The sequence below is a fragment of the Sporosarcina gallistercoris genome, from assembly GCF_050459885.1.
In the GTDB taxonomy this organism is placed as follows: Bacteria; Bacillota; Bacilli; order Bacillales_A; family Planococcaceae; genus Sporosarcina; species Sporosarcina gallistercoris_A.
This window is the reverse complement of sequence record NZ_JBCMNO010000028.1, coordinates 1-10,576: the sequence shown is the minus strand read 5'-3', so window position 1 is coordinate 10,576 and position 10,576 is coordinate 1. Positions and strand designations below refer to the sequence as shown.

General features: G+C 42.8%; 9 protein-coding genes. All 9 read left to right on the top strand.

Annotated features, from left to right (window positions below; all coding sequences use genetic code 11):
* Nucleotides 1-831: 831 nt before the first annotated feature.
* The 9 genes from ABE021_RS15200 to ABE021_RS15160 all read left to right on the top strand — a co-directional run bounded on the left by ABE021_RS15200 (nucleotide 832) and on the right by ABE021_RS15160 (nucleotide 10,291).
* The gene (locus ABE021_RS15200; RefSeq protein WP_430289838.1) at nucleotides 832-1,722 is read left to right on the top strand and encodes an alpha/beta fold hydrolase; all 891 of its coding nucleotides are present in this window, start codon (nucleotides 832-834) and stop codon (nucleotides 1,720-1,722) included.
* Between the two features lie 286 nt (nucleotides 1,723-2,008).
* Nucleotides 2,009-2,443 carry an Lrp/AsnC family transcriptional regulator gene (locus ABE021_RS15195; RefSeq protein WP_430289839.1) on the top strand — a complete coding sequence of 145 codons (435 nt, stop codon included), beginning with the start codon at nucleotides 2,009-2,011 and terminating at the stop codon, nucleotides 2,441-2,443.
* A 37-nt stretch (nucleotides 2,444-2,480) separates the two neighbouring features.
* Nucleotides 2,481-3,407: an ABC transporter permease gene (locus ABE021_RS15190; RefSeq protein WP_430289837.1), complete on the top strand. Its 927-nt coding sequence runs from the start codon at nucleotides 2,481-2,483 to the stop codon at nucleotides 3,405-3,407.
* Between the two features lies 1 nt (nucleotide 3,408).
* Complete coding sequence (locus ABE021_RS15185; protein WP_430289836.1) at nucleotides 3,409-4,353, top strand: ABC transporter permease; 945 nt, start codon at nucleotides 3,409-3,411, stop codon at nucleotides 4,351-4,353.
* A gap of 11 nt (nucleotides 4,354-4,364) precedes the next feature.
* Nucleotides 4,365-5,387 (top strand): ABC transporter ATP-binding protein, encoded by a 1,023-nt coding sequence (locus ABE021_RS15180; RefSeq protein ID WP_430289835.1) that lies wholly within the window; start codon nucleotides 4,365-4,367, stop codon nucleotides 5,385-5,387.
* Entirely contained in the window at nucleotides 5,380-6,333 is a 954-nt protein-coding gene (locus ABE021_RS15175; protein ID WP_430289833.1) for an ABC transporter ATP-binding protein, read from the top strand. The genes ABE021_RS15180 and ABE021_RS15175 overlap by 8 nt, the downstream gene beginning before the upstream one ends.
* A 65-nt stretch (nucleotides 6,334-6,398) precedes the next feature.
* Entirely contained in the window at nucleotides 6,399-8,021 is a 1,623-nt protein-coding gene (locus ABE021_RS15170; protein WP_430289831.1) for a peptide ABC transporter substrate-binding protein, read from the top strand.
* Nucleotides 8,022-8,088: 67 nt separating this feature from the next.
* Nucleotides 8,089-8,460, top strand: a complete 372-nt coding sequence (locus tag ABE021_RS15165) for a DUF3899 domain-containing protein (RefSeq protein WP_430289830.1) — start codon at nucleotides 8,089-8,091, stop codon at nucleotides 8,458-8,460.
* 31 nt (nucleotides 8,461-8,491) lie between these two features.
* Nucleotides 8,492-10,291 carry a S9 family peptidase gene (locus ABE021_RS15160; protein ID WP_430289829.1) on the top strand — a complete coding sequence of 600 codons (1,800 nt, stop codon included), beginning with the start codon at nucleotides 8,492-8,494 and terminating at the stop codon, nucleotides 10,289-10,291.
* Nucleotides 10,292-10,576 lie beyond the last annotated feature (285 nt).

Here is a 10,576-nt window from a genome sequence, read left to right as displayed (position 1 = left end):
ATTTTAAGGGGGTCGACTACCTGGCAACACACAATTCAAATACTATTCTGAATTGTTTCAGATTACAATAGGTACCTGGACCTTACAACTCAGACACTAATTTAACAATTTACGCGAGAAGAATAGATGAATTTTGCTTTTTATGTAAGTGATAGGTAAAATTAAGCGTCAAATAGGCTTGTGTAATAAAAAAAATCCTATGCTTGTGCACTACACAATGCAAATACTAGTCTGATAGTTTAAGAGCAGTAAGCGAGTACTAATCTCCCAGCAATACACCATGCTGGGAGATGTTTTTATATGTTTTGACAATAGGTACTGGATCCTACACAACTTAGAAACTAATCTAACAATTCAAGGTTAGCTAACCCCATGAATACGTTTGGTGTCAGAATCCAAAGCATCAATTAATGCACCATTACGTTGCGCTGTATTCGTCAAATTGAATTCAACAGTTTTCGTCAAATTAGACTTAACACTTTCTTTAGTGAAAAATGGATTGTCAACACTAAATAGGACAGTATTTATAAGGTTCCTAACCGATGCTCAATGGGTGGTAGATAATTAAGAGTCCTCTTGATTATGGAACGGAACCAGACCAGCTTGTCCAGGGTTCAGAGATCCAGTTGTTCAATCTGCTACTAGGCTGCCACATAGACGGCCGGATGCCGCATCCATTAAGTAATGTGGAAATACAACCCTAACCCCCTAAAACTAAGCAATCCATCACTAGCTATCAAATTATAACAATGTTACAATTGACTAAGTTTTTGGAAAACAATATATATAACAAAAACTGACTAAACAAACACTACAATTGGAGGTTTTGTTATGTACGCTCATGTGAATGGTGTTAAATTATTTTTTGATGTGGAAGGGGCGGGATTTGTACCTGATGGACCGATTATGCGAGAGAAGCCTGTTTGTTTTATACTCCACGGCGGGCCGGGAGGAGATCATACAGGTTTTAAACCCTGGCTCAGTCCACTAGCAGACGACATGCAACTCGTCTATATCGATTATCGGGGAAGTGGTAAGTCGGAAAAAGGTCCTCAAACTACGTATACACTGAAAAATAATGTGGAGGATATAGAAGAACTGCGAAAGTATTTAGGCTTGGAACAAATTGTCCTTATGGGACAATCATACGGCGGAATGGTTGCTTTGGAGTATGCGAGGAAATACCAAGAAAACTTGCAATCGTTGCTGCTTGTTGTCACGGCACCGAGCCATGAATTCATGGGACGTGCAAAAGCAATTGTGAAAGCTAAAGGGACACCGGAACAACAAGAAATGGCGCAAGTGTTATGGGATGGTGCTTTCCAATCGAACGAACAGCAAAGCGAGTATTATAAAGTGATGGCACCGCTCTATTCATATAGTTACAAAGATACGCCTGAAGCCGCGTTAGCCAGGAATGATGCGGAGCAAAGGGCGAATCGTTCTTTTGAAGCGTTGAATGAAGGTTTTGGCGGCTTTCTTCGTGAGTATGATGTTACTGACTTTTTGCCATCGATTCACGTGCCGACACTAATTGTTGCAGGCAGACATGATTGGATCACTCCTGTAGAAGGATCTATTGAACTGAACGAAAAAATTCCGAACAGTAAGTTGGTCATCTTTGAAGAAAGTAGTCATGCCGCCATGAAAGATGAGCATGAGAAGTTCATTTCAACGGTGAAAGAATTTGTAGACAGCGAATTACGCTGTGCCGTTCATTAAAAAAAGTCTGGGAGTATTGCAGCATAGCAATGCTTCCAGGCTTTTTTGTCTTTGGGAACTGACTATGAATCTTCTCCCAATTACAAATTGAATGTATCATTAAAAATATTTAGAAAATTGTATTGCATTCTGACACACCACTCCTTATAATGACTCGTAAGGTATCTTTAAACGTCCCAATTCCTTGAAAAGTAATCGCAATTTGACTCAATTACTTAAAATGACTGCAGTATAATTACCAATTTCTAAAATTAGTTACCGAAAGTGGGTGGTTCCGGTGAAACAGATGGATGAATTGGATACGCGCATCATTAAGCTGCTTTCAGAGGATGGCCGTATGTCATTCAGGGAGTTGGCGAAAAAGATAGAAGTCACGGAGAAGACGATTAGACTTCGTTATGCGAATTTGATTGATAGCGGGATATTGGAAATCGTCGGACGCATTAACCCGATTACGATAGGTTTAAAGGAAGGTGCCATTATTCAAGTGAAAGTGACTCCGGGGTGCTTACGCTCCGTAATTGGATACTTGGATAAAATTCAAAGCATTCGATATATCACCATAACCACTGGCGAATATCCGATTTTAGTTCAAGTGGCTGCGGCCAATCAAGAAGAAATCACAGAACTGGTTCTCGACTTATTTGAACATAATGAAATCACGGAATTGGATACGATGATTCAATTGGAAGTATCGAAAAGTTCGTACCAAGTAAACTGAACTAGTCGTGTAACCTAAAGAGGGGAGAGATGGAGAAATGTACATATTCAAGCGGATTATCACAATGATTTTAACGATTTGGGTAATCGTAACCTTAACATTTGTCATGATGAAGTTCATACCGGGTGACCCATTTGCTTCGGATGCCGATGTTTTACCACAGGAAGTATTAGATAACATGAGAGCAAAATATAACCTCGACAAACCAGTGGCTGTCCAGTATGTGCTGTATTTGAAAGATTTAGCTTCACTGGATTTGGGACCTTCCATACAGTCGCGAACACGGTCGGTAAACGATATTATTCTATCCGGTTTTCCCCCGTCCGCTCTGCTGGGTGTGCAAGCCCTGGTAATCTCTCTCTTTTTCGGATTGCTTCTTGGAATCGTAGCAGCACTTTATCATAATCGAATGGTTGACTATGTCGCAATGATCATCGCTATTATCGGGATTTCGATTCCGAGTTTTATATTAGCGCCATTGCTGATCAAAGTCCTTTCCGTGGATATGAAACTATTCCCGGTTGCCACTTGGGGGACTTGGATGCATACCGTGTTGCCGTCGCTTGCTCTGGCGTCCATGCCTTTGGCAGTTGTCGCCCGATTCATGAGATCGAGCATGATAGAAGTGATGAACGCGAATTATATTAAAACTGCAGACGCAAAAGGATTAAGTACACCAGGAATCGTCATTAAACACGGGATACGGAATGCAATTCTTCCGGTTGTTTCATTCATAGGGCCGCTGTTTGCATCACTAATTACCGGAACATTCGTCATTGAAAAAATATTTGCGATTCCTGGTATCGGGCGTTATTTCGTAGACAGCATCTTTAATCGTGACTACCCGGTGATTATGGGGACGACAATTTTCTTCAGTGTCATTTTGGTCGTGACGCTATTTTTGATTGATATCTCGTATAGGCTTATTGATCCAAGAATCAGTCTCACGAGCAAGGAGGGATAATATGGTTGTCAAACAAAAGGAAAACACCTTATTTACTCCGTTGCATCCTAGTAAAAAAGGAATGGACGAAATCCAACGACCGAGTATGAGTGTTTGGAAAGACACATTGCTAAGTATCGTGAAAAATAAGCTTGCCTTATTAGGTTTCTTTTTACTGGCTGCAATTGTGTTTCTGGCGTTATTCGGGCCATCGATGGTCCCTTATTCCCCTTCCGCACAAGATTTGACGAGAACCAACTTGCCACCATCTAAAGACCATTGGTTCGGTACGGATAACTTGGGACGGGATATGTGGGTCAGATCGTGGTACGGGGCACGGGTTTCTCTCGTAATCGGGATTGTCGCCGCATTAATTGACCTGATCGTCGGAGTGATTGTTGGCGGTGTATCCGGCTATATGGCGGGTCGTGGAAAGAAAGGCGACCGAATCGATGGGATTTTGATGCGCTTCGTTGAAGTGCTTTACGGAATTCCTTACTTGTTGATCGTCATTTTACTGATGGTGATCATGGATCCAGGAATCACAGCGATCATCATCGCGTTGTCAATTACAGGATGGGTAGGAATGGCCCGTATCATCCGGGGACAAATCCTGCAGTTGAAATCACAGGAGTACGTACAGGCCGCCGAGAAATTAGGGACGTCGCACACGAAAATCATTACCAAGCATTTATTACCGAATACGATGGGCATTATTATCGTCAATTTGACATTCACCATACCGACGGCAATTTTTGCTGAATCTTTTTTAAGCTTTTTAGGGCTAGGCGTTCAAGCACCGTTTGCAAGCTGGGGAACAATGGCCAATGACGCGCTGGGGGTTGTCTTGAGCGGTCAATGGTGGAGACTATTCTTCCCAGGATTTCTAATCTCACTGACTATGTTCGCATTCAACGTCTTCGGAGACGGCATTCAAGATGCGTTAGACCCGAAGGATAGAAAATAAGAGGTGTTTATATGGAACAATTACTAGAAGTGAAAAATTTGGAAGTGAATTTCACTACATATGGTGGAGAAGTCAAAGCCGTGCGCGATGTGTCTTTTCACATCAACAAAAGTGAGATTCTTGCAATTGTCGGTGAGAGCGGCAGCGGTAAGAGTGTCACCGTACAAACCATCATGGGATTGCTGCCAAAGAATGTAACGAAAATCAAAAACGGTGCTATCTATTATAAAGGTCAAAATTTGCTGAAGCTGAAAAAAAGCCAATTACGGAAGTTAAAAGGCTCTAAAATTAGTATGATCTTCCAAGACCCGATGACTTCCTTGAACCCGACGATGAAAATTGGATCACAAATCGCGGAAGGCTTAAGAATCCATCACAATATCAGTAAACAAGATGCAAAAGCACAAGCGACGAATATGATCAAATTAGTTGGAATCCCGAATCCTGAACAGCGCTATGATCAATATCCGCACGAATTCAGTGGAGGAATGCGTCAGCGTGCGATGATTGCGATCGCATTGGCGTGCAAGCCGGAATTACTTATTGCGGATGAGCCAACAACAGCACTTGACGTCACAATTCAAGCGCAAGTGTTGAAACTAATGGTCGACTTGAAGGAAAAGACGGATACGGCGATCATTTTGATCACCCACGATTTGGGAGTGGTTGCTGAAACGGCGGAAAGAGTTGCGGTCATGTATGCAGGTGTCATCGTAGAGACCGGGACTGTCGACGAAATCTTCAGGAATCCTAAACATCCTTATACGTGGGGCCTGATGGAATCCATTCCTGATTTTAATAGCAAGAAGAAAGAGAGACTGATCCCGATTGAAGGTTCTCCACCGGATTTGTTTGCTCCGCCGAAAGGTTGTCCTTTTGCACCAAGATGCAAATACGCAATGGAAATTTGTGCGAGTGAAATGCCGGGTGATTATGAAATCAGTACCAGTCATCATGCGAAATGCTGGTTGAATGATGAACAATCACCAAGTGCAGATGAAATTCTTTCATTAGGGAGGACTTTGTATGAGTGAAGTGTTAGTCAAAATCGATAAGTTGAAAAGATACTTCCCCGTGGCGGATAAAAAAACCGTGAAAGCGGTCGATGACATTTCAATACTCATCCAGAAAGGGGAAACGCTAGGTTTGGTAGGAGAAAGCGGAAGCGGGAAATCCAGTTTAGGACGTTTGGTCGTCGGACTCGATCACCCGACCTCAGGATCGATCACATTCGAAGACAGAGAGTTGGCAGGACTCACCAAAAAAGAGCAGCGAGTCGTGAACCGCGAAATGCAGATTATCTTCCAAGACCCGCATGCCTCTCTGAACCCAAGAATGCGGGTCGGGGAAATTATCGCTGAAGGGATTGATGGCTACAAGTTAGCAAAAGGAAAAGAACGGATGGAAATCGTCTATAACCTGCTGGAAAAAGTCGGGCTTCGTCCAGAGCATGCACAACGATATCCCCACGAATTCAGCGGGGGACAACGGCAGCGTATTGGGATTGCGCGTGCACTCGCTGTGCAGCCGAAGTTCATCGTGGCAGATGAGCCGATTTCCGCGCTGGACGTGTCCATCCAAGCGCAAGTCATCAACTTGTTGGAAGACTTAAAAGAACAGGAGCAACTAACATATTTATTCATCGCCCATGACTTAGGGATGGTTAAGCATATCAGCGACCGGATCGGCGTCATGTATTTAGGGAAGATGATGGAACTTGCTAGCAGCGATGCATTGTTTGATAATCCGCTTCATCCATATACTCAAGCGTTGATGTCTGCGATTCCCGTGGCTGATCCGAGTTTAACGAAGCGGGAACGGATTGTACTGAAAGGGGATCCACCGAGCCCGGTGAATCCACCGAGTGGCTGCCGTTTCAGAACCCGCTGCGCTCATGCAATGGAGATCTGTGCAGTAGCGGAACCGGAGTGGAAGGAGGTTGAAAAAGACCACTGGGCAGCGTGTCATTTGTATTCATGAAAGTGGGATATGACTTACTAGTAGCAATAGATGTATAGGAAACTCAATACACTGGAGGGATAATGATGAAAAAAGTATTATGGCTTCTTCTTTCTGTTATATCGGCAGCATTGCTGCTCGGAGCATGTAGTGGAGAAGGCAGTGAGGAAGCGAACGGGGCATCAGGCAAATCAGAGAAACAGGAAATTGTCATGAACGCCAAAACCGAACCCCCATCGATGGATCCGGCGCTTGCAACAGATACGACATCGGGATGGGTGATGGATCATATCTTCGAAGGACTTTACACACGGGACAAAGATGGGAATACCGTGCCAGGTCTAGCTGAAGAAACAAAGATTTCCGATGATGGAAAAACGTATACATTTACCATCCGCGACAATGCAAAATGGTCGGATGGAACGCCTGTCACTGCAAATGATTTCGAATTCGGATGGAAACATGTTTTGAATCCAGAGACAGGAAGCTCATTTGCATTCTATCTTTACTATCTTGCAGGAGCGGAAGAGTATAATAAAGGAAACGGAAAAGTGGAAGACGTCGGCGTAAAAGCGTTAGATGAAAAAACATTGGAAGTCACATTGAACGCACCACTTGGGTATTTTGAAACATTGTTGACGATGTGGACATTCTACCCCGTCAATGAAAAAGTAGTTTCTGAAAATGAAAATTGGGCTGCTGATGCAACGAGTTATATTAGTAACGGACCGTTCAAAATGACAGCTTGGGAACACGACAGTGAACTCGTCATTGAGAAAAACGATGAATACTACGGTAAAGATGAAGTGAAGCTAGACAAAATCACATTCAAGATGGTTGGCGAAGCGACAACATCATACCAAATGTATAAGACGGATGAACTCGATTTCATGATGACGTTACCGACGGATGTCATTGCAGCTGAAGAAAGCAATGAGGAATTCGATATTGTTCCTTACTATGGCACATACATGTATATGTTCAATGTTGAAAAGGAGCCGTTCACGAACGAAAAAGTTCGTAAAGCGTTCGGTATGGCGATCGACCGTAAAGTTTTGTCAGAAAACGTCACGTTAGCTGGGGAAATCCCTGCATACGGAATGGTTCCAGTGGGAGCAGACACACCGGAAGGAGATTTCCGTGAAGTTGGCGGAGATTATTTCAAAGAAGACTTTGGGAAAGCGAAGAAATTGCTTGAAGAAGGCATGGCTGAAGAAGGCTGGTCGACTCTTCCTGAAGTGACCCTTCTTTATAATACGGATGAAAACCATAAGAAAATCGCAGAAGCAGTTCAAGAAATGTTGAAGAAAAACATTGGTGTCGATATTAAGCTTTCAAACCAAGAATGGAAAACATATCTTGAAACGACGAAATCACATAACTTCCAAATGGCTCGTATGGGATGGATCGGCGTATTTGTAGACCCTGTCGTAAACTTGGACTACTACTTAGGAGACAGTCCAAATAACCGCACAGGGTGGGTAAATGATGAATTTGACCGGATTATGGATCAGTCTAAAACAGAACAAGACCCAGGGAAACGCTATGAATTATTACACCAAGCAGAGGGAATTCTAATGGAAGATTTCCCTTTCATGCCAGTCTATTTCTATACAAACACGTACTTGATGAAGTCCAATATTAAAGATGCCGCATATTTTGTAAACCGTTACCCTTACATGAAGTGGGCGGAAGTGACATCTAAATAATCTATAAACAGCCCTTTATCAAGCTTGTTTGATAAAGGGTTGTTTAACAGTAACTGGGGTGGAAAAAATGAAGAATAATGCTTACATTGCGGGTGCGACAATCATCACCTGGCTTGGAATCGGAATCTTAGGCAATTTATCGTTGCTTGACATCGCTGATTTTTCATTTCTCTTAGGTATTATCAGTCTAGTGATCTGCGCAATCATTCTCATTTTTGAATCGAAGTTTTTAACATTGTTCATGAGCGGATTCAAAAAAATGAAATACATTGTATTTCCTCAACCAAGATCTTCTGAAAGAGTAGAGAAGCTGATAGAGGATGATTTGAGACTCATTGAATGGAAGTCTTCCTTACAAAGTTTTTCAAAACGTCTGACCGCGAATTTCGGTGTTTCCACGTTGCTCGTTTCACTTTTCTGCCTAGCTATCTATTATTGAATACCATGAATTTCATAAAAGGGGTGTAATGATGGAAGACAATCTCTCGTTATTTTTACATGTGGTGAGTGGCTACGATCCAGTGGTCATTCCCGGTACAAAAAAATTCACGTTTATCAGCAAAAAGACGGGTATTCCACAAGCATATCTTTGGAGTGGAAAGGGTCAGGACGTTCAAGTGCTAGGTGATTTCGAAGAACGGGTCATGTCCGTCTATCATTCGCCATCCGGAAAGCAAACCATTATAGGGATGGACTATAAAGGAAACGAAAAACAGCAGTTCTATGCTCTGAACGAAGTGGGGACCAGTAAAGCGATCGTCCTGTCACCAGAGCATTTCCATGATTTTGGCGGCTGGAGTTCAGATGAAAGTAAAATTATGTACGCAAGCAACCGGCGGAACAGTGGCTTTTTTGATATTTATGTAATGAATCTCGCAACAAAAGAGGAAAAAAGAATCTTTGAATATGATGGAAAATGCGTACCAATCTGTTGGATGAATGGTAACGATAATCAGATCGTGATTTCCATACAAGAGACGAACATTTTCAGTTCGTATTGGATCATTGACCTAGAATCCGGAGTCAGGGCAAAAATAGGTCAGGAAGAAACCTCCGCGAGATACCAATCACCAGTCTTTTCGAAAGAAGGGAAAAACGGTTTTGTTTTGTCCGACGTCGGTCTCGACAAATTGGCGGTACACAGCTTCTCGGTAAAAAACCCTGGGAAATTGGAGTGTCTGTTGGCAGATGAAGCGTGGGATATCGAAGAAATTTCGCTGTCTGCTGAACAAGACAAACTCATCGTGAATGTAAATGCAGGAGGAACGTCCATACTAAAGAGTTTTAATTTGCGGACCAATGAAGTGTCTTGTCTGGAAAACGTCCCAAGGGGCGTAATCGATTCGATTTCGTGGAGAGATGAGCATCATTTGTTATTTGCTGTGAAAAGTCCTGTAATGCCCGGTGATATATGGAGTTACAATATTCAAGAACAGAAGGCAGAACGGTTAACGCACTTCGGAGTGTATGAAGAAATTGAGGAACTCTGGACAGAACCGGAAGTCTGTAAGTTTAAATCATTCGATGGGCTAGTAGTCCCGTATTTCTATTATTCAAGGGAACTACATCCAAAAGCTACAGTGATTTACGTTCATGGCGGTCCTGAAAGTCAAATTCGAGCTGAATTCAACCCGGTCATTCAATACTTGGCTTCCAAGGGCTATGCGGTAGTTGCACCGAACGTCAGAGGAAGTTCAGGGTATGGTCGAAACTATATTCAATTGGATGACGGACGAAAACGGATGGACGCAGTAGCGGACCTTGCAGGTCTAGTGGAAGCTCTGGTTCAGGAAAAGTCGATTGATCGAAACAAAGTCGGGATTATGGGACGGAGTTACGGGGGCTTCATGGTTCTTGCAGCATTGACACATTACCCAGAAATTTGGGCAGCTGGCGTGGATATCGTCGGAATTTCCCATTTCAAAACGTTCTTGGAGAATACCGGACCCTGGAGGAGAAAGTTAAGGGAATATGAATACGGCATATTAGGCGAGGACGATGACTTTTTCGAGGAAATCGCGCCATTCAATCATTTGGAGCGGATTCAATCTCCTCTACTTGTCTTCCATGGCAAAAATGACACACGAGTTCCAGTAAGCGAAGCCGAGCAATTGACTGAGCGAATGCTCGAAATGGAAAAAGAAGTCGAATTAGTCATTTTTGAAAACGAAGGCCACCAAACAGAGAAGATAGAAAATCACATTTCCATGAACGCAAGAATTGTTGAGTTTTTCGAAGAGACGTTGACACATGCCCGTTTAACGTTATGACGAAGTGGTGTGGGAGGTTGATAAGTAGTACCTTACCTGGCGCTGAAAATTTCAAAACTACTTAAACGATTAGGACGTAGAGATAGAGAGAAGTTCCCTGGACGAGGGGCTTTTTAAATTTTTGTTAATAGCTTGAATTAGGTCAGTATTTTTTGTTTAGCAAAGTCGATGGGAAATTGAAGGCCGGCATAATATCTCTAATAAGAGTTGTAATGTCGGCCTTTTCCTATATCAATCATCAGCCTTACTAGCAAAAATGTTCTGCCTGCACCGCACAGTTGAGAC

What these genes read in the sequence shown, in the direction of transcription:
- ABE021_RS15180 (WP_430289835.1), top strand. Translation starts at nt 4,365, where the DNA reads ATGGAACAATTACTAGAAGTGAAAAATTTGGAAGTGAATTTCACTACA.
- ABE021_RS15200 (WP_430289838.1), top strand. Translation starts at nt 832, where the DNA reads ATGTACGCTCATGTGAATGGTGTTAAATTATTTTTTGATGTGGAAGGG.
- ABE021_RS15195 (WP_430289839.1), top strand. Translation starts at nt 2,009, where the DNA reads ATGGATGAATTGGATACGCGCATCATTAAGCTGCTTTCAGAGGATGGC.
- ABE021_RS15160 (WP_430289829.1), top strand. Translation starts at nt 8,492, where the DNA reads ATGGAAGACAATCTCTCGTTATTTTTACATGTGGTGAGTGGCTACGAT.
- ABE021_RS15170 (WP_430289831.1), top strand. Translation starts at nt 6,399, where the DNA reads ATGAAAAAAGTATTATGGCTTCTTCTTTCTGTTATATCGGCAGCATTG.
- ABE021_RS15190 (WP_430289837.1), top strand. Translation starts at nt 2,481, where the DNA reads ATGTACATATTCAAGCGGATTATCACAATGATTTTAACGATTTGGGTA.
- ABE021_RS15165 (WP_430289830.1), top strand. Translation starts at nt 8,089, where the DNA reads ATGAAGAATAATGCTTACATTGCGGGTGCGACAATCATCACCTGGCTT.
- ABE021_RS15185 (WP_430289836.1), top strand. Translation starts at nt 3,409, where the DNA reads ATGGTTGTCAAACAAAAGGAAAACACCTTATTTACTCCGTTGCATCCT.
- ABE021_RS15175 (WP_430289833.1), top strand. Translation starts at nt 5,380, where the DNA reads ATGAGTGAAGTGTTAGTCAAAATCGATAAGTTGAAAAGATACTTCCCC.